At 72.0% G+C, this 18,670-nt stretch carries 16 protein-coding genes; 8 read left to right on the top strand and 8 right to left on the bottom strand.

What is annotated here, in order from left to right:
• Positions 1-22 precede the first annotated feature (22 nt).
• Entirely contained in the window at positions 23-1,402 is a 1,380-nt protein-coding gene (gene gabT / locus D0T12_RS23825) for a 4-aminobutyrate--2-oxoglutarate transaminase (RefSeq protein WP_117401886.1), read from the bottom strand.
• Between the two features lie 91 nt (positions 1,403-1,493).
• On the opposite strand from gabT, the gene D0T12_RS23820 reads away from it, so the two are divergent.
• Positions 1,494-2,972: a PucR family transcriptional regulator gene (locus D0T12_RS23820; RefSeq protein ID WP_117401885.1), complete on the top strand. Its 1,479-nt coding sequence runs from the start codon at positions 1,494-1,496 to the stop codon at positions 2,970-2,972.
• A 4-nt stretch (positions 2,973-2,976) separates the two neighbouring features.
• On the top strand, positions 2,977-4,404 hold the full coding sequence (locus D0T12_RS23815; RefSeq protein WP_117401884.1) for an aldehyde dehydrogenase family protein: 1,428 nt from the start codon (positions 2,977-2,979) through the stop codon (positions 4,402-4,404).
• A 7-nt stretch (positions 4,405-4,411) separates the two neighbouring features.
• Here D0T12_RS23815 and D0T12_RS23810 read toward each other — a convergent pair whose 3' ends face one another.
• Positions 4,412-5,857, bottom strand: a complete 1,446-nt coding sequence (locus tag D0T12_RS23810) for an MFS transporter (protein WP_117401883.1) — start codon at positions 5,855-5,857, stop codon at positions 4,412-4,414.
• A gap of 123 nt (positions 5,858-5,980) precedes the next feature.
• Between D0T12_RS23810 and D0T12_RS23805 the strand changes: the two genes are divergently transcribed.
• Positions 5,981-6,970: a sigma-70 family RNA polymerase sigma factor gene (locus tag D0T12_RS23805; RefSeq protein WP_117401882.1), complete on the top strand. Its 990-nt coding sequence runs from the start codon at positions 5,981-5,983 to the stop codon at positions 6,968-6,970.
• Positions 6,971-6,976: 6 nt separating this feature from the next.
• On the opposite strand, the gene D0T12_RS23800 is transcribed toward D0T12_RS23805, so the two are convergent.
• Complete coding sequence (locus D0T12_RS23800) at positions 6,977-8,230, bottom strand: cytochrome P450 (RefSeq protein ID WP_233526253.1); 1,254 nt, start codon at positions 8,228-8,230, stop codon at positions 6,977-6,979.
• A 64-nt stretch (positions 8,231-8,294) separates the two neighbouring features.
• Positions 8,295-9,635, bottom strand: coding sequence for a glutamine synthetase family protein (locus tag D0T12_RS23795; RefSeq protein WP_199487648.1), 1,341 nt, complete (start codon positions 9,633-9,635; stop codon positions 8,295-8,297).
• A 162-nt stretch (positions 9,636-9,797) separates the two neighbouring features.
• Here D0T12_RS23795 and D0T12_RS23790 point away from each other — a divergent pair, with 162 nt between their 5' ends.
• The 3 genes from D0T12_RS23790 (at position 9,798) to D0T12_RS23780 (ending at position 12,259) form a co-directional block, all read left to right on the top strand.
• Positions 9,798-10,583 (top strand): acetoacetate decarboxylase family protein, encoded by a 786-nt coding sequence (locus tag D0T12_RS23790; RefSeq protein ID WP_117401881.1) that lies wholly within the window; start codon positions 9,798-9,800, stop codon positions 10,581-10,583.
• Between the two features lie 121 nt (positions 10,584-10,704).
• The gene (locus tag D0T12_RS23785; protein ID WP_117401880.1) at positions 10,705-11,277 is read left to right on the top strand and encodes a MarR family winged helix-turn-helix transcriptional regulator; all 573 of its coding nucleotides are present in this window, start codon (positions 10,705-10,707) and stop codon (positions 11,275-11,277) included.
• Between the two features lie 49 nt (positions 11,278-11,326).
• Positions 11,327-12,259 carry a TIGR03619 family F420-dependent LLM class oxidoreductase gene (locus D0T12_RS23780; RefSeq protein WP_117401879.1) on the top strand — a complete coding sequence of 311 codons (933 nt, stop codon included), beginning with the start codon at positions 11,327-11,329 and terminating at the stop codon, positions 12,257-12,259.
• Positions 12,260-12,341: 82 nt separating this feature from the next.
• Here D0T12_RS23780 and D0T12_RS23775 read toward each other — a convergent pair whose 3' ends face one another.
• Genes D0T12_RS23775 through D0T12_RS23765 form a run of 3 tightly spaced genes read right to left on the bottom strand, consistent with a single transcriptional unit; the run spans position 12,342 to position 15,526 of the window.
• Positions 12,342-13,187 (bottom strand): fumarylacetoacetate hydrolase family protein, encoded by an 846-nt coding sequence (locus D0T12_RS23775; RefSeq protein ID WP_117401878.1) that lies wholly within the window; start codon positions 13,185-13,187, stop codon positions 12,342-12,344.
• A complete protein-coding gene (locus D0T12_RS23770; protein WP_117401877.1) occupies positions 13,188-14,090 on the bottom strand; it encodes a 3,4-dihydroxyphenylacetate 2,3-dioxygenase in 903 nt (300 codons plus the stop codon).
• A complete protein-coding gene (locus D0T12_RS23765; protein WP_117401876.1) occupies positions 14,078-15,526 on the bottom strand; it encodes an aldehyde dehydrogenase in 1,449 nt (482 codons plus the stop codon). Before D0T12_RS23765 ends, D0T12_RS23770 begins: the two co-directional genes overlap by 13 nt.
• Before the next feature lie 108 nt (positions 15,527-15,634).
• Here D0T12_RS23765 and D0T12_RS23760 point away from each other — a divergent pair, with 108 nt between their 5' ends.
• Both D0T12_RS23760 and D0T12_RS23755 read left to right on the top strand, forming a co-directional pair.
• Positions 15,635-17,104, top strand: a complete 1,470-nt coding sequence (locus D0T12_RS23760) for an aldehyde dehydrogenase family protein (protein WP_117401875.1) — start codon at positions 15,635-15,637, stop codon at positions 17,102-17,104.
• Positions 17,101-17,826 carry a gamma-glutamyl-gamma-aminobutyrate hydrolase family protein gene (locus D0T12_RS23755; protein WP_117401874.1) on the top strand — a complete coding sequence of 242 codons (726 nt, stop codon included), beginning with the start codon at positions 17,101-17,103 and terminating at the stop codon, positions 17,824-17,826. Before D0T12_RS23760 ends, D0T12_RS23755 begins: the two co-directional genes overlap by 4 nt.
• Here the strand turns inward: D0T12_RS23755 and D0T12_RS23750 are convergent.
• Positions 17,780-18,490, bottom strand: a complete 711-nt coding sequence (locus tag D0T12_RS23750; protein WP_117401873.1) for a type 1 glutamine amidotransferase — start codon at positions 18,488-18,490, stop codon at positions 17,780-17,782. The genes D0T12_RS23755 and D0T12_RS23750 overlap by 47 nt on opposite strands.
• Positions 18,491-18,670: the final 180 nt, after the last annotated feature.

Here is an 18,670-nt window from a genome sequence, read left to right as displayed (position 1 = left end):
CGGCGGTCGCTGTTCGCGCAGGTCAGCCCGTGAAGGCGGCCTCCAGCAGGTCGAGCCCTTCGGTCAGCAGGCCCTCGGGGATGACGAGCGGCGGCAGGAAGCGCAGCACGTTCCCGTACGTCCCGGCGGTCAGGACGAGCAGGCCCTGTTCGTGGCAGCGGCGCGCGATCCGCGCGGTCAGTTCGGGATCGGGCTCCTTCGTGCCCGGCCGCACCAGCTCGATCGCGATCATCGCGCCGCGACCGCGGACGTCCCCGATCTCGGGACGGTTCTCGGCCAGGACGCGCAGCCGGGGCAGCATGATCTCCCCGATCCGGCGGGCGCGCTCGGTGAGCTTGCCCTCCTCGATCTCCTCCAGCACGGCCAGGGCCGCCTCGCAGGCCAGCGGATTGCCGCCGTAGGTGCCGCCGAGGCCGCCGCCGTGCACCTTGTCCATGATGTCCGCGCGGCCGGTGACGGCCGCCAGCGGCAGTCCCCCGGCGATGCCCTTCGCCGTCGCGACGATGTCGGGGACGACGCCCTCGTGCTCGCAGGCGAACATGTCGCCCGTCCGCGCGAAGCCCGTCTGCACCTCGTCGGCGATGAACAGGATGCCGTTGGCGCGGCAGAACTCGGCGAGCGCGGGCAGGAAGCCCGGCGCGGGCTCGATGAACCCGCCCTCGCCCTGGATCGGCTCGATCACCAGGGCGGCGACGTTCGTGGCCCCGATCTGCTTGCCGATCTGGTCGATCGCCTGCGCCGCCGCCTCGGGGCCGCAGTTCTCCGGGCCCGTCGGCCAGCGGTACGGGTACGCGAGGGGCATCCGGTACACCTCGGGGGCGTACGGCCCGAAGCCGTGCTTGTACGGCAGGTTCTTGGCGGTCAGCGTCATCGTCAGCAGCGTCCGGCCGTGGTAGCCGTGGTCGAACACCACGACCGCCTGCCGTCCCGTCGCGTACCGGGCGATCTTGACGCCGTTCTCCACCGCCTCCGCGCCGCTGTTGACGAGGAACGAGCGCTTCTCGTGGTCGCCGGGCGTGATCCGGTTGAGGTTCTCGCACACCGCGACGTACGACTCGTACGGCGCGACCATGAAACAGGTGTGGGTGAACCGGTCGGCCTGGGCCTTCACCCGCGCGGCGACGCGCGGGTTGGCGTTGCCGACGTTGGTGACCGCGATGCCGGAGCCGAAGTCGATCAGGGAGTTGCCGTCCGCGTCGACGACCACGCCGCCGTCCGCGTCGGTCACGTACACCGGCAGCACGCTGCCGACCCCCGGCGGCACCGCCGCGGTCCGGCGCTTGTGCAGCTCCTGGGAGCGCGGGCCGGGGATCTCGGTGACGAGGCGGCGTTCCTGGGGCAGGCGCGGCTCGGCGGGCGGGCGTTCACCGGTCACGGTCGGGGCTGGGTCCTGGCTGGTCATGGCCTGAACATAGGTCGGCGGGCGCCTACGATGAACCGTACGGGACGGCGAAATCCGCCCCTTGGGATAGACACTTTGCACAGGGATTGCGATGCCGCCCACGCTGGCCTCCGTGGCCGCCCTCCCGCAGCTCGGCCTGCGGTCGCTGACCGGCCCGCCGCCGGACGCGCCGGTCGTGTGGGTCGCGGTCAGCGAGCTGGAGGACCCGACGCCGTTCCTGGAGGGCGGCGAGCTCGTCCTCACCACCGGGATGCGGCTGACCGGGGCGAACGCGGCGCGTTACGTGTCCCGGCTGGTCGGACGGGGCGTCGCCGGGCTCGGGTTCGCGGTCGGCGTCATCCACGAGGTCGTTCCGGCCGAGCTGGTCACGGCGGCGCGGGAGCAGGGCCTCGTCCTGCTGGAGGTGCCGCGCCCGACCCCGTTCATCTCCATCGGGAAGGCCGTGTCCCGGATGCTGGCCGCCGAGTGGTACGAGGACGTCACCCGCGCGTTCCAGGCGCAGCGGGAGCTGACCCGGGCCGCGCTGACCGGGCCCGGCGCGCTCGTCACCCGGCTGGCGCGGCTGCTCGGCGGGTGGGCGCTGCTGCTCGACCCGTCCGGGGCCGTCCGGCACGCCGAGCCCGCCGCCGCCCGCGGCCGCGCCGAGACGCTCGCCCCGGAGCTGGCCCGGCTGCGGCGCCGCCCGGCGGAGGGCGGGGCGACCGCGAGCGTGGCGCTGGCCGTCCCGGACGACCACATCGTCGTGCAGCGGATCGGGATCGGCGGGCGTCCGCCCGCGTTCCTCGCCGTCGGCACGCGGGCGCCGCTCCCGCACGCCGCGCACACGATCGTCGGCGCGGCGGTCGCGCTGCTCACGCTCCAGTCGGAGGCCCCGCGCGCCGGCCGCGACCTGCGCGCCTCGCTGGCCGCGCTGCTGCTCGGACGGCCCGGTGACGCGCCGTCCGCGCCGCGCGGCCCGGTCCGCGTGCTGGCCTGCGCGGGCGGGGCCGCGGTGCTGGACGTGCTGGAGTCCGATCCGGTCGGGGAGCGCTGCCTGACGTTGCCGCTCGGCGGGCACGCCGCCGTGATCGTCCCGGCCGAGGCCGCCGACACGGTGGAGGCTTCGCTCGCGGCGACCGGCCCGGTCGGTGTCAGCGACCCGGCCACGGACGACCTCGCGGGCGCGTTGCGGCAGGCCGAGGACGCGCTGGCGGCGGCCGTCCGAGCGCGGCGGGACGTCCTGCACTACTCCGCGCTCCCCGGGCAGGGCGTCCTGCGCCTGCTGGACCCGGGTGCCGCCCGCGCCTTCGCCGCCACGCTGCTCGAACCGCTCCAGGAGGAGGGTCTGGTCGAGACGGTGCGGGCGTATGTCGCGGCCAACGGGCAGGGTGAGGCGGCGGCGCGGGCCCTCGGCGTCCACCGGCACACGTTGCGGGCGCGGACCCGCAAGGCCGCCGAGGTCCTCGGCCGTGACCTCGACGACCCGGCCGTCCGCGCCGAACTGTGGATCGCGCTCTCCATCACGTCCAGGGAGGGCGACCGGATTGGACATCATGGAGACTCGCAATCGCGCCCGCCGGGGATAGCGTGACTGTATGAACGTGACCCCATTCTGGCTGGCCGGCCGGCCCGAAACCGGTGACGGTGAGCTGACCGTTACGCATCCTTATGACGGCCGCGTGGTCGGGACGGCGGCCGTGCCGACGCCCGAGCAGGTGGAGGAGGCCGTCGCCGCCGCGGACGCCGTCCGCGCTCGGGCCGCCGCGCTGCCCCTGCACGTGCGGGCCGAGGCGCTCGCGCACGTGTCCGCGCGGCTCGCCGAGCGGTCCGAGGAGGTCGCCCGGCTGATCACCGGTGAGAACGGCAAGCCGCTGCTGTGGGCGCGCGGCGAGGTGACCCGCGCGATCTCCACGTTCCGGTTCGCCGCCGAGGAGGCCCGCCGCTTCAGCGCCACCACGCAGCGGCTCGACACCGACCCCGCCGCCGAGGGCCGGATGGCCTACATCACCCGCGTGCCGAAGGGCCCGGTGCTCGGCATCTCGCCGTTCAACTTCCCGTTGAACCTCGCCGCCCACAAGGTCGCCCCGGCGATCGCGGTGGGCGCCCCGATCGTCCTCAAACCCGCGCCCGCCACGCCGCTGTCGGCGCTGCTGCTCGGCGAACTGCTCGCCGAGACCGACCTGCCCGCCGGGATGTTCTCCGTCCTGCCGGTGCCGAACGACCGGGCGTCCGCGCTCGTCGACGACCCGCGTCTGCCGATCGTGTCGTTCACCGGTTCCGTGCCGGTCGGCTGGGCCATCAACGACCGGGCGCCGCGCAAGCACGTCACGCTGGAGCTCGGCGGCAACGGCGCGGCCGTGGTCCTGCCGGACGCCGACCTGGACTGGGCCGCCAAGCGGATCGGCCTGTTCTCCAACTACCAGGCCGGGCAGAGCTGCATCGCCGTCCAGCGCGTCTACGTCGACCGCTCCGTCTACGAGGAGTTCACGCCGAAGCTGGTTGACACGGTCGGCGCCCTCGTCACCGGCGACCCGTGGGACGACAAGACCCAGGTCGGCCCGCTCGTCAGCCAGGAGGCCGCCGAGCGCGTCGAGGCGTGGGTGGACGAGGCCGTCGCAACGGGCGCGAAGATCCTCACCGGTGGCACCCGGGAGGGCGCCGCGTACGCGCCGACCGTCCTCGCCGATGTGCCCGCCGACGCGAAGGTGTCCCGCGAGGAGGTCTTCGGGCCGGTCATGTTCGTCCAGCCGGTCGACGGCGTGGACGAGGCGTTCGCCCTCGTCAACGACTCCGCGTTCGGACTCCAGGCGGGCGTGTTCACCCGGAACCTCGACATCGCGTTCCGGGCGCACCGCGAGCTCGACGTCGGCGGCGTCGTGATCGGCGACGTCCCGTCCTACCGCGCCGACCAGATGCCGTACGGCGGCGTGAAGGACTCCGGTGTCGGCCGCGAGGGCCTGCGCTCGGCGATGGCCGACTACACCGAGGAGAAGGTCATGATCCTCACGGGTCTGCCGCTCTGACCCGCCGTCAGCCACGGCTCCGGGGCCCCGCGTACGGTTCGGTGCGCGGGGCCCTGGCGGCGACGGCGGCGGTCGCCCGCGCCGGGACCGTCCGGCTCCGCCGGGGAATGGCCAGGCTCGCGAGCGCCCCGGCCAGGGACAGGGCGCCGCTGGCGGCGACGGTCGCGGCGAAGCCGTCGGTGAAGGTCTGCGCGGTGCCGTAGCCGCCCCGCGCGGTGAACACCACCGCGAGGATCGCCACGCCGAACACGGCGGCGAACTGCCGCAGCGTGTTGAAGACGCCCGACGCCTTGCCGATCTCCTGCGGCGCGACGGCGTTGATGACCGAGGTCTGCGCGGCGGGCATGGCCATGCTGACACCGGCGCCCGCGAGGACCATCGGCGCGATCAGCTGCGCGTACGCCATCGACGGTTCGGCGACGAGCCCGATCCACCCCATCCCGGCGGCCTGCATGGTCAGCCCCGCGGCGGTGAGCGTGCGCGAGCCCACGCGGTTCACCAGCGTCCCCGCCAGGGGCGCCACGACGGTCACCGTCGCCGTCCAGGGCACCAGGCGCAACCCGGTGGCCATCGGCCCGTGTCCGAGGCCCGACTGGATGAACTGGGCCATGAAGAACAACGACCCGTACAGCGACGCGTACATGAAGAGCCCGGCGGCATTGCCCGCGGAGAAGCCCCGCGAGCGCAGCAGCCGCATCGGCACCATCGGCTGCCGGACGCGCAGCTCCCACGCGACGAACGCCGCCAACAGCGCCGCTCCTGCCGCGAGCGCCCCGACCACCTCGAACGCGTCCCAGCCGACGGCGCCCGCGCGGATCAGGCCCCAGACCAGTCCCAGCGCCCCGCCGGTCACCAGCACGACGCCGCCGAGGTCGAAGGCTGCACCGGCCCCCCGGCTCTCCGGGACGCGCCGCAGCACCAGCGGGATGACGACCAGCCCGATCGGCACGTTGAGCCAGAAGATCCACTGCCAGGCCAGCCCCTCGGTGACGATCCCGCCGACCACCGGCCCGGCCACGACGGCCAGCCCGGTCAGCCCGGCGAAGATCCCCAGGGCCTTGGCGCGCCGTTCGGGCGGGAACCCGTTGCTCAGCAGCGCCATCGCCAGCGGCATGATCAGCGCCGCGCCGGCTCCCTGGACGGCGCGGGCGGCGATCAACCAGCCGATTCCGGGGGCGAGCGCGCACGCCGCCGAGGCCGCCGTGAACAGTCCGAGTCCACCGGCGAACATCCGTCTGCGGCCGAACCGGTCGCCGAGGGCGGCCCCGGTCATCAGCAGCGCGGCGAAGGTCAGGTTGTAGGCGTTCACCGTCCATTCGAGCTGCTCCAGGGTGGCGGACAGGTCCAGCCGGATCCTGGTCAGCGCCGTCGTCACCACCGTCGCGTCCAGCGCCACCATCAGCGACGCCGCCGCGGTCAGGCCGAGCAGCCAGCCGTTCGTTCCTCGCGCCATGCGCGTTCCCTCCGGATGTCAGGTGTGTTCACCTGTACAAACCGGGCCGGCTCCGAAATTCACCGGACGGCAGCCGACGACTTCGGCCATCGCGCGCTGTCAGTACATGGGGAGGTATGTCCTATGAAGACCAATGAGAAGACCGATGAGACGGGCACCGAGGAGTTCGCGCGGCTGACCGACCCGTACCGGCGCGAACTGCTGGCCTACGCCTACCGGATGCTCGGTTCGATCCATGACGCGGAGGACCTCGTCCAGGAGGTCTACCTGCGCGCGTGGCGCGCGTACGCCGAGTTCGACGGCAAGGCGTCCCTGCGGACGTGGCTGTACCGGATCACCACGAACGCGTGCCTCAACGCCCTGGCGCACAGCAGCCGGCGGGTCATGCCCTCGGGGCTCGCCGAACCCACGGAGATTCCGCCGCCGCCCGGGACGCGCGCCCCGGAGGTGAGCTGGCTCGAACCCCTCTCCGAACGGCTGATCGGCCGGGTCCCGGAGGACCCGGCCGCGATCGTCGCGTCCCGGGCCGGGCTGCGGCTGGCGCTGATCGCCGCGTTGCAGTACCTGCCGGGCAGGCAGCGGGCCGTGGTGATCCTGCGCGATGTGCTGGCCTGGCCGGCGGCCGAGGTCGCCGAGCTGCTGGAGATGACCAGCACGGGGGTGAACAGCACGCTGCTGCGCGCCCGGGCCCGCCTGGAGCGGCTCGTTCCGGCCAGCGACGAGATCACCGAACCGGACGAGCCGGCGCAGCGGGAACTCCTCGACCGCTACGCCAGGGCCTTCGAGGCGGTGGACATCCCCGCGATCACCCGGCTGCTGACCGAGCAGGCGACCTGGGAGATGCCGCCCGTCCCGCAGTGGTTCGCCGGACGGGACGCCATCGCCCGTCTGCTCGCCGCGCGGTTGTCACGCGGCCCCGGCTACAACCGGCTCGTTCCCACCCACGCGAACGGTCAGCCGGCCTTCGCCATGTACCTGCGACGCGACGACGGGCACCTGCACGCGCACTCCATTCAGGTCCTCACCGTCACCAGTTCCGGCATCGTCCACATCGCCAGCTTCATCGACGAGACCCTGTTCGCTCAGTTCGGCCTTCCCAACACCTTTGACTGAGCAGGCTCAGGCGAGGGTGACGGTCACGGGCATGTGCTTGATGCCGTTGACGAAGTTGGAGCGGACGCGGCGGACGTCGCCGGAGACGCGGATGTCGGACAGGCGCGGCAGCAGCTCCTCGAACATGATCCGCATCTCCAGTCGGGCGAGGGCGGCGCCCATGCAGTAGTGCGGGCCGCCCTTCCCGAACGTGATGTGGTCGTTCGGGGCGCGGGTGACGTCGAAGCGGTCCGGGTCGGTGAAGACGGACTCGTCGCGGTTGCCGGACGCGAACCACAGCACGACCTTGTCGCCCTCCCGGATCGGCGTTCCGTTCAGTTCCGTGTCGCGGGTCGCGGTGCGGCGGAAGTGGTACACCGGCGACGCCCAGCGGAGGAACTCCTCGACGGCGGTGGGCATGAGGTCCGGATCGGCGCGGAGGCGCTCGGCCTGCTCGGGATGGTCGATCAGGGCGCGCATCGCGTGGGTGATGGCGTGCCGGGTGGTCTCGTTGCCCGCGACGACGAGCAGCAGGAAGTAGTTGTCGAAGTCGCGGTCGGAGAGGGGTTCGCCGTCCATCGGGGTCTGGTTGACCAGGCGGCTGATGAGGTCGGTGCCCGCGCCGCCACGGCGCCGGGCGGCCAGTTCGCGGCCGTACTCGAAGACCTCCAGCGACGCGGGGCTGCGGAACGGCAGGTCGCGGTACCGCTCGCTCTCCGCGCTGTGCAGCAGGACGTCGGCGTACTCGGGGTCGGTGTTGGCGATGATCCGGTTGCCCCAGTCGATGAGGCGCCGGGTGTCGTCGTCCGGGACGTCCAGCATGCGCGCCAGCACGTTGATGGGGAAGTCGGCGGCGATCTCCGCGACGAAGTCGAACGTGCCCTTGGCGAGGGCCGCGTCGAGGGTGCGGCCGGTGAGTCCGCGCAGGAACGTGGCGTAGCCCGCGATGGCGCGGGGCGTGAACTCGCGCTGCATGATGCGGCGCAGCGCCATGTGACGCGGCCCGTCGGTCTCCAGCATGGAGCGGCGGATCGCGGCCTGGCGTTCGTCCACCTCTTCGAGGTTGACGAACTTCTCGGACGTGAAGGTGCCGGAGTCGCGGTCGGCGGCCACGATGTCGGCGTGCCGGGTGAGCGACCAGAACCCTCGGCCGCCGTCGTGCTCGGGGTTCCAGTGGACGGGTTCGGTGCGGCGCAGCGCCTCGAACATCCGCCACGGGGTCTCGTCGTCCATGAAGTTGTCGAGGTCGGCGAGATCGACGGCCAGGGTCTCGTGCGGCACCGGGTCTCCCTTCGGCGGTGCTCCGAGGCGACGCTCAGAGGTGGGGCGCTCAGAGGTGGGGCGCTCAGAGGTGGTACGAGTACTCGCGGAACTCCCAGTCGGTGACGTGGCGGCTGAAGCGCCTGACCTCGTCCCGCTTGTAGGTGAGGAAGGCGGTGACGAACTGCTCGCCGAGCACCTCGACGAGGGCCTCGTCGGCGGCGAGGGCGTCGAGGGCGGCGGACAGGTCGCGGGGCAGGGCCGGGGACTTGGCGGCGTCGTAGCCGTAGCCCTCCAACGGCGGCGGCGTGGACGCCTTGTCACGGACGCCCAGGTAGACGGCGGCGACCAGGCCCGCGATGCCCAGGTACGGGTTGGCGGAGGCGTCCCCGAGCCGGACCTCCATCCGGGTCGCGGCGCCGCGCTCGGGCGGGATGCGGACCATGGAGCTGCGGTTGTCCAGGCCCCAGTCGATCAGCCAGGGGGCGAGGCTGTCGGGGCCGAACCGCTTGTAGGAGTTGATGGTGGGGTTGAGCAGCGCGGCGAGGGCGGGCGCGTGCTCCAGCACCCCGCCGATGGCGTGGTGGGCGGTCTCGGAGAGGCCGTCCCCCTGGGAGCCCTCGAAGACGTTGCGCCCGTCGGCGTCGAGGCAGGACAGGTGGACGTGGAAGCCGGAGCCGTCCTGGTCGTTGAACGGCTTGGCCATGAAGGTGGCGAGCCGTCCCTCCGTCCGGGCGATCTCCTGGACGGCGGTCTTGAACCGGAACGCCCGGTCGGCGGCGTCGAGCGCGTCGGAGTGGTGGAGGTTGATCTCGAACTGGCCACCGCCGAACTCGTGGTTGCCCATGGTCACGTCGAGGCCGAAGTCGCGCAGATGCCGCAGGACGCGCAGGACGTGCCCGTCCGGGTCGCCCTTGCGGCTGGAGGTGTAGACGTTGCCGGGCGCGTCGGCGTACGGGCGCCAGCCGGTGGGCGAGGCCGGGTCGGGCTCGCAGAGGTAGTACTCGAACTCCGGTCCGGCGACCACGTTCAGCCCCAGCTCGCCGAGCTTGGCCAGGGCGCGCCGCAGCACCTCCCGGGGCCCTTCGGGACACAGGTCGTCGCCGGACGGCTCGTACGCCTCGCCCAGGCAGGACGCGACGCCCTCCTCCCACGGGATCTTCGCGACGGTCGACAGGTCGGGGCGGACGCGGATGTCGGGGAGGCCCGCGTCCATCCCGCCGGGCACCTCGACGGTGTCGCCCTGCGGGGTGGTGTGGTAGACGGCCCGGCAGAACGACAGCCCGTGGCCGACGGCCCCCGGCAGCCGCTCGACGAGGACGTCCCGGGCCCGTTCGATGCCGATGAGGTCGGGATAGGACACCCGGACCACGTCGATCCCGTCGGCGGTCAGTTCCCTCACCACGTCTTCGACCGGTCGGCTCACACGCACTCCCTCAAGTCATTTGGGGTCAAACCATATGGTGGACGAACGTTTCTGACAAGAGACCCGTCCGAACGCTCCCCTCGTTCCACCAGGCCCGAGGTGGCGGACACGGGCGAAAGGAACTATCGTACGGACCCAAACGATATTCCCGGGAGGAATGTGGTGGCGACCGTGCGAGGTTTCCTGTATCCCCAGACCGCGACGGGGCGTTCGTCGCTGATCCCGAGCCCACCGTGGCACTACTCGGGTGACCTGCTCACGGTCGAGTATCGCACCGACCCCGCACGCGTCGCCGAACTGCTCCCCGAGCCGCTGTCGCCCGCGCCCGAGGACCCCGGCGCGGTCGCGATCATCTGGGCCGACTGGCAGTCCTGCTCGGAGTCCCGCGAGGAGCTTCTCGACCCGGTCCGGGCCCAGTACAAGGAGTGCTTCGTCGTCGTCCGCTGCTCCTTCGAGGGGCGGACGTACTCACGCTGCGTCTACATCTGGGTCGACAAGGACTTCGCCATCGGCCGGGGCCTGCACCAGGGTTACCCGAAGAAGCTCGGCTCCATCCACCAGACCCGTCCCCACCCCTACGGTCCCGCGCCGCGCCTGGAGCCCGGCGCCCGTTTCGGTGCCACCCTGGCCGCCGCCGACCGCCGCCTCGCCGAGGCCGTGGTGACGCTGCGGGAGCCGTCCGAGACGAACGGGTTCGTCAACGGTCACCCGATGGCGCACCACCGGTTCCTGCCGTCCATCGAACCCGGTCAGGCCCCGGCCCTCAACGAGCTCGTCGAGGCGGGCGCCGCCGGCTTCGAGGCGGGACAGGCCTGGAAGGGCGAGGCGGAACTGACGCTCCTCGACGCTCCCACCGAGGAGATGTCGCTGCTGACCATCGAGGAGCCGATCGGCGCCTACTACCGTCAGGTCGGCGTGGTCTGGAACGGCGGCCGTCGTCTCGCCTGACCTCGGCTTTCGGGAACCGAGCGATGCCGAACCAGGGTCGGCGGGGGCCGAGGCGGCGATAGATTCGCCTTCCGGCCCCCGAAAGGGCCGTCAGCGCCGGGTTCCTGGAAGAAGGACGCACGTGACGGGTCACCACACACTGCAAGAGACCGAGCAGGCAATCCAGCGGCGGCTCGGCGACGTGCCGCTGCGGCACGACGCGATGATGGCGGTCTCCAACATCTACCGGGCCGCCGCCGCGATCCGGCAGCACTTCGAGAGCTCGGTGCTGCGCGGCGCCGACCTGACCTGGACGGCGTTCGTCGTGCTCTGGGTCGTGTGGATCTGGGACGAGATGGAGACGCGCCACGTCGCCGAGGAGGCGGGGATCTCCAAGGGCACGCTCACCGGCGTCGCCAAGACTCTGGAGGGACGCGGCCTGATCGAGCGCGGCTCTCACGCGACGGACGGACGGCTCGTCCTGCTGCGGCTCACCGACAAGGGACAGGACCTGATGCGGGAGCTGTTCCCGGCGTTCAACGCCGAGGAGGCGTTCGTGGTGGAGCGGCTCGAAGAGGCCGACAACCGGAGCCTGGCGGAGACGCTGCGGTCGATCATCGAACATCTGGAGGAGTTCGGCGACGACCGCCGCGCCACGCAGCGGGCCGCGTCGCCGCCCCCGCCCCGCCGGTCGGGGCGCCGTTCCCGCGGCTGACCTCCGCCCACCCCTTGTCCGCGATCGTTTGGACCCATACGATAACGGGATGACGCCACGCTTCGTGCTCGTGCTGAGCGAGAACTGGACCCTGACCACCGGCCGCGACCTGCCGACCCTCGTCCGCTGGGCGCGGGAGGCCGAGGACGCCGGGTTCGACGCCGTCATGATCAGCGAGCACATCGTGCTCGGCCCGGACGCGGGCGCCAACGGCGTGATGGGCAACCCGCGGGACTACGCCTACCCCGGCAACCAGGACCCGTTCACCCCGTGGCCCAGTTCGCTGATGTTGCTCGGCGCGATCGCCTCGGTGACGACACGGATCCGGCTCGCCGCCGCGGCCGTCCTCGCGCCGCTGCGGCACCCGCTGGCCCTGGCCCGCGACATCGGCACGCTCGACCTGGTCTCGGAGGGGCGCCTCGTCGTCCAGCCGACCGTGAGCTGGAGCCGGGACGAGTACGCGGCGCTGGGCGTGCCGTTCGAGAAGCGCGGCAAGATCCTGGACGAGCAGCTGGAGATCTGGGAGCTGCTGTGGCGCGGCTCCCCCGTCTCCTACCACGGGACGCACTTCTCCTTCGACGACGTCTACTTCGAGCCCCGCGCGTACCGTCCGGAGGGGCCGCGCATGTGGCTCGGCGGGCAGCACCTGCACCGGCGGCTGCTCGACCGGATCGTGAAGTACGGGCACGGGTTCCACCCGCTGGGCCGTCCGACGCCCGAGGAGATGGAGCGGCTGCGCGCCGCCATGGCCGAGGCCGGGCGCGACGCCGCCGACCTGGAGATGATCGGCGGCTGCCGTCCCGTGTTCCCCGACGACGACTCGGTGTCGCCGCTCGAACCGGCCCTGGAGAGCATTCCGGAGCAGGTCGAGGCAGGGTTCACCACGTTCTGCATCAAGCCGTCCCAGTTCACCGACGACCCGGACGGCGTCGGCGCCTTCTGCCGCGAGGTGGTCAAGCGCGGCGAAGCCCTCATGTCCTGACGACCCCTTCATAACGACAAGGCCCTCATGTCCTGGCCGGTGGGCCTGGGACATGAGGGCCTGAGGGGGTCGTTCCGAGCGCCTACCTGCGCGGGGCCCGGATGCCGCGGAACTCCCAGTCTCCGCCGAACGTGGTGGAGATGACCTCCTCCGACTCGGTCGGCTGCGCGCCGCAGTCGTCCCGGATCGGCACGGGCCCGGCGACGATGTGGTTGCGGAGCCGGCCGAGGCCCTCCGCCTCGACCTCCACGACGTCGCCCGGCTGGACGGGACGCGAGTTCGCGGGCGTCCCGGACAGCAGCACGTCACCCGGGTACAGCGTGATGGTGCGGGCGATGTCGGCGACGAGGTAGTGCATGTCCCACTCCATCTCGTCGGTGCTGCCGTCCTGCACCAGCTCGCCGTTCACGTACGTCCGCAGGTACTTGCCGTGGAAGTCCCAGTCGGTGACGAGGCCGGGGCCGAGCGGGCAGAGGGTGTCGGAGCCCTTCACGCGCAGCATCGACCCGGCGTCGGTGTCGCGGAAGTCGTGCAGGCCGTAGTCGTTGGCGACCGTGTAGCCCGCGATGAAGTCGCCGGCCTCCTTCGGGGAGACGTTGCGGGCCGTCCGCCCGATGACGATCGCGATCTCGCCCTCGTAGTTGAGGTACTTGCACCGCTCGGGCCGGACGACCGCGCCGCCGTGCGCGTTCAGCGCGGAGATCGGCTTGTGGAAGTACGTGGGCGCGGGCGGCAGCGTCGTCTGGAACTCCTCGACGCGGCTGCGGTGGTTGAGGTGCACCGCGACGACCTTGGACGGCTCGCACGGCGGCAGGTGGACGGCCTCGTCCGCGCGCACCGTGCGGCCGTCCGCGCTGACGAGGTCGTCGCCGTCCCGGATGACCTGGGTGGCGGCGCCGTCCAGCAGGATCCGTCGGTATTCAGGCATTTATGCGGTCCATCCGTTCTCAGGGCGGTCGAACCAGATGTGCACCTGACCCGTTCCGACCGAGTTCTCGTACTCGCTGTAGAGGCGTCCCGGGGCCTTGCAGGCATGTTCCCCCAGGGCGCCGATCATCATCAGATAGTGGCCGAAGCGGGCCTCGGGCTTGAACTTGAGGAACTCCGGCATGGTGTCGAGCATCCGGGCGTGGTCGCCGTCCTCGAGCCAGCCGATGCGCTCCTCGTCCGCGGCGCGGGCCTCGGGCGAGAAGATGTGCACGGGGTCGGACGCCTCGTGGTCGCGGATCTCCCGCAGCGGCCAGAACGTGTGCGACATCGCGCCCGACGCGATCAGCAGCACACGCCGGTCGGTCGCGGCGATCGCGTCGCCGAGGGCGCGGCCGAGGCGCAGGAAGTCCTCGGTGTCGGCGGTCTGGCACACGCCGATCGACATCCACCGCTTGCCCGGGTCGCCGAGGTACGGGTCGTCGCGGACGCCGAGATGCGTCCACAGGTTGACGGTGGCGTAGAAGATCGGCAGGTACGGGTCGTCGATCGGGGTGATCCACGTCCCGTGCTTGTCGGCGTAGCGCGCGACGGCGTGGGCCAGTTCCGGGTCGCCGGGGAAGTCGTACGGCATCCGGCACATGCCGCGCGGCAGTTCCTCGGACGTGAACAGTCCGGCGCGGCGGTCGTGCGCGGTCGTGACGAACTCGACCGTCGTGGCCCAGTGCGAGTCGAGGACGACGACGGTGTCGTAGTCGTCCTTCTCGAAGACGTCCGCACGCAGTTTTTGCAGGCCGGGGACCAGCGTGGTGTCCGGCCCGCCGTTCAGCTCACGCCGGGTGACCTCGGGCAGGACGATCGTGGGAACGTGCGCGAGGAGCCCCGCGCCGACTACTTCGCCCATGGCGCCGTCACCGTGTTCTTCAGGTCGCAGTAGAAGTCGAAGCTCCAGTCGCCGCCCTCGCGTCCGACGCCGGACTGGCCGGAGCCGCCGAACGGCGCCTTCAGGTCGCGGACGAAGAAGCAGTTGACCCAGACCGTTCCGGCGACGAGCCGCTCGGTGACGCGCCGGGCGCGCTCCGGGTCGCCGGTCGCGACGGTGGCGGCGAGCCCGAACCTGGTGCCGTTGGCCATCGCGACGGCCTGCTCCTCGCTGTCGAAGGTCTGGAGCGTCAGGACCGGCCCGAAGACCTCCTCGGTGAGGATCTCGGCGCCTTCGGGGGCGTCGGTGAAGAGGGTGGGCCGGTAGTAGAGGCCGCCGAGCTCCTCGTTCGGTCCGCCGCCGATCAGCGCACGCGCCCCTGCCTCCTTGGCGCGCTGGACGAACCCGTCCACGCGCTCCAGGTGGCGGCGGTGGATCTGCGGCCCGATGTCGGTGGCCTCGTCGCGCGGGTCGCCCTGCGTGAGCCGTGACGCCTTCTCCACGAAACGCGCCGTGAACTCCTCGGCGATGGACGACTCGACGAGCAGCCGCGTCGCCGCGAGGCAGACCTGCCCGGCGTTGTCGTACTGCTCGACGGCGAGGTCGACGGCGAGGTCGAGGTCGGCGTCGGCGAAGACCAGCAGCGGCGACTTGCCGCCCAGCTCCAGCGACAGCGGCGTCAGGTTGGGGGCCGCCGCGGCCGCGATGGTCCGGGCGGTGGGCACCGACCCGGTGAAGCTGATCCGCTTGACGTCGGGGTGCGCGGTGAGCGGCCCGCCGACCTCCGCGCCGTAGCCCTGGACGACGTTGAACACGCCGGCCGGCAGCCCGGCCTCGGCGGTGATGTCGGCCAGCAGCGACGCGGTGAGCGGCGTCCACTCGGCCGGCTTCAGCACGACGGTGTTCCCGGCCGCCAGCGCCGGGGCGATCTTCCACGTGGCGAGCATCAGCGGCGCGTTCCACGGGGTGATGAGCGCGGCGACGCCCGCCGGGTCCCAGCTCACGTGGTTGGTGTGGCCCCGGGTCTCGAAGTCGTCGTGGCCGAGCTTGAGCAGCCAGTCGGCGAAGAACCGGAAGTTGTGCGCGACCCGCGGCATGACACCGCGCCGGTGGGAGCGGATGAGCGCTCCGTTGTCGGCGGTCTCGACCTGGGCGAGCTCCTCGATCCGCTTCTCCACGCCGTCGGCGATGGCGTGCAGCAGCCGCGCCCGCTCCTCGCGGCTCGTGGCGGCCCAGGCGGGGAAGGCACGACGCGCGGCGTCCACGGCCGCGTTCACCTCGTCAGCCCCACCCCGCGCGATCTCGGCGATCGGTCGCTCGTCGATCGGCGAGACGCTGGAAAAAGTCGCGTGGGAGCCGGTGCGCTCTCCGCCGATCCAGTGCCCGGGCTCGACGGCGACGCCCGCGACGGTTGCCATCGCTCCACCTCCATATCGTTTGATCCCAAATAATCTAGAAGCGGGGATGGCATCGGTCAAGATGTCAGCGATACTGTTCGGGATCAAACGACACTTGGAGGAGGGCTCGTGACCGACCTCTCGTACGAGGAATGGCGCGCCCGTGCCGCCGGGCTCGTCCCGCACACCGGCCACCACATCGACGGCGAGTTCACCGGCACCGGCTCGACCCCCGTCATCGCCCCCCGCGACGGCGCGACGGTCGCCGAGATCGCGTCCGCCGGAACGGCCGAGGTCGACGCGGCCGTCGCCGCCGCCCGCCGCGCCTTCGACACCGGCCCCTGGCCGCGCCTGTCCCCCGCCGAGCGCAAGGCGGCCCTCCTGCGCTGGGCCGACCTGGTCGAGCGCGACCGTGCGACGCTCGCCCTCCTCATCAGCCTGGAGATGGGCAAGCCGGTCACCGAGGCGAACGGCATCGAGCTGCGCGCCGTCATCAACTGCCTCCGCTGGTACGCCGAGGCCGCCGACAAGCAGCTGGACGAGTCGCCCCGCACGTCCGCCTCGTCGCTGGCCCTGGTCACCCGCGAGCCCGTGGGCGTGGTCGCGGCCGTCGTCCCGTGGAACTTCCCGCTGACCATGGCCGCCTGGAAGATCGCCCCGGCCCTGGCGTCCGGCTGCACGGCCGTGCTCAAGCCGGCCGAGGAGTCCCCGCTGTCCGCGCTGCACCTGGCCGCGCTGGCCACCGAGGCCGGGCTGCCGCCCGGGGTGTTCAACGTCGTCAACGGGCCCGGCGAGGTCGCCGGGCGGGCCCTCGGCGAGCACCCGGACGTGGACGTGCTGGCCTTCACCGGCTCCACCGAGGTCGGACGTCACTTCCTGCGGTACGCCGCGGGTTCCAACCTCAAGCGCGTCTGGTTGGAACTCGGCGGAAAGTCGCCCAACATCATCCTTCCCGACGCCCCGGACCTGGACGCCGCCGCCGACACCTCCGCGTGGGGGATCTTCTTCAACGCGGGCGAGATGTGCACGGCGCCGTCCCGGCTGCTGGTGCATCGCTCGATCGCGTCCCGGGTCGTCGACCGCGTCGTGGCCCGCGCCGAGTCCCTCCGGACGGGCGACCCGCTGGACCCGGCCACCGAGATGGGCCCCCTGGTCTCCGCGCGGCACCACGCCCGCGTCCTGGAGCACGTCGAGGCCGCGAAGGCGGACGGCGCCCGCCTGCGCGCGGGTGGTCGAGCGGCCGGCCGGTTCCTCTCCCCCACGGTCTTCGACCAGGTCAAGCCGGACATGAGGATCGCCCGCGAGGAGGTCTTCGGCCCCGTCCTGGCCGTCCTGGAGTTCGACGACCTCGACGAGGCGATCGCGCTGGCCAACGACACCGAGTACGGCCTCGCCGCCGCCGTCTGGACGTCCGACCTGTCCACGGCGCACAAGGTCTCCCGCGCCCTCCGCGCGGGGACGGTCTGGGTGAACTGCTACGAGGAGGGCGACATGAGCGTCCCCTTCGGCGGTGTCAAGCAGTCGGGCCACGGCCGCGACAAGTCCCTGCACGCCCTCGACAAGTACACCGACCTCAAGACCACCTGGATCGAGCTGTGACCCGCCCCCTGATCGCGCTGCCGGCGCGCTTCTCCGAGTCGGCCTCCGCCCTCCGCTACCGTGCCGAGGTGGCCGCCCAGGCCCTGGTCGAGGCCGTCTTCCGCGCGGGCGGCGAGCCGTTCGTCATGCACCCGGCGACGCCGTTCGACCCGTCCCGCCTGGACCGCTGCGACGGTCTCCTCCTGCCCGGCGGCGGCGACCTCCACCCCCGCCACTACGGCGCGGACACCGAGCACGAGGCCCTCTACGACGTCCACGACGAGCAGGACGACTTCGACCTGGCCGTGGCGGCCCACGCCGTGCGGACGGGCCTGCCCACCCTGGCCGTCTGCCGCGGGTTGCAGGTCGTGAACACCGTCCTGGGCGGCACCCTCAACCAGCACATGACGCGGGAGCACCGGCACGTCGTCCATCCCGTGACGGTCAAGCCCGGGACGCTTCTGGCCAAGACGCTGGACGCGCAGGAGATCACCGCGTCCTGCTACCACCACCAGTCAGTCGAGACCCTGGCGCCGTCCTTGACGGCGACGGCCCATGGCGCCGACGGCACGATCGAGGCCGCCGAACTGACGGACGCCGAGAGGACCGGGGACGGCGCCTGGTTCCTGGCCGTCCAGTGGCACCCGGAGGACACGGCCGCCGACGACCCCGCCCATCAGGCCCTCTTCGACGCCCTCATCGAGGCGTCCGCCAGGCCACGCGGTCCAGAAACGCGTCGATGAGCGCGTGGGTGCGCCGGGCGGACTCGGACTCCGTCCGCTTGATCTCCACCATCAGCTCGTCGGGGTCGACGCCCTCCGCCCGCATGTGGGGGTCTCCGCCCTGCGCCATCCAGAGCCGAAACTCCTCGGGCGTGATCTCGGGATGGAACTGGACGCCCATCGACCGGCCGAGCACGAACGCCTGCGAGCAGACCTCGTCTCGTGCGACCTCCACCGCTCCCGGCGGGAGGATCCACCGGTCGTAGTGGAAGTGGAACCACGGTCCGGGCGCGACGAGCTCCGGATCGTCGGTCTCGATCTCCACCCAGCCCATCTCGGCGCGCGGGGCCCGTTCCACCCCGCCGCCGAGCGCGGCGGCGAGCGCCTGCCCGCCGAAGCAGATCCCGAGAACCGGAACCCCCGCGTCATGCGCCTCCGCGAGCATCGCCAGTTCGGGCTTGACCCACGACGCGACCTTCGGGTCGTCGACGGACCAGGGCGCCCCCATGGGAACGATCAGGTCCCATTCCCGCGGGTCGGGGAAGTCGCACCGGACGTTCGGGGTGTGATGCCGCTCCTCGGGCACGACGACCATCTCGGTGATCTCGAACCCCCGGGCCACCAGCCGTTCCCCCACCGGTCCGGACGGCGAAACATGGTCATGCTGCACGATCAGCGCTCGCACGGCGTCCCCTCCCTACGACTCCCCAGATCGTAAGCCCCCAAACGACCTCCTCACCACTCGCGGGCTCACCGGTGCGGTCAGGCATGTCGTGCTATAAGGGTTGCCACACAGTGAGCGGTGTCGTTTCATGACATGCTGTTACACCATTAAAGGTCGGCCCCGGGACGAGAAAGCGAACGA

This window comes from Actinomadura spongiicola (assembly GCF_003432485.1).
Classification (GTDB): domain Bacteria; phylum Actinomycetota; class Actinomycetes; order Streptosporangiales; family Streptosporangiaceae; genus Spirillospora; species Spirillospora spongiicola.
This window is presented reverse-complemented; position numbering and strand designations above follow the sequence as displayed.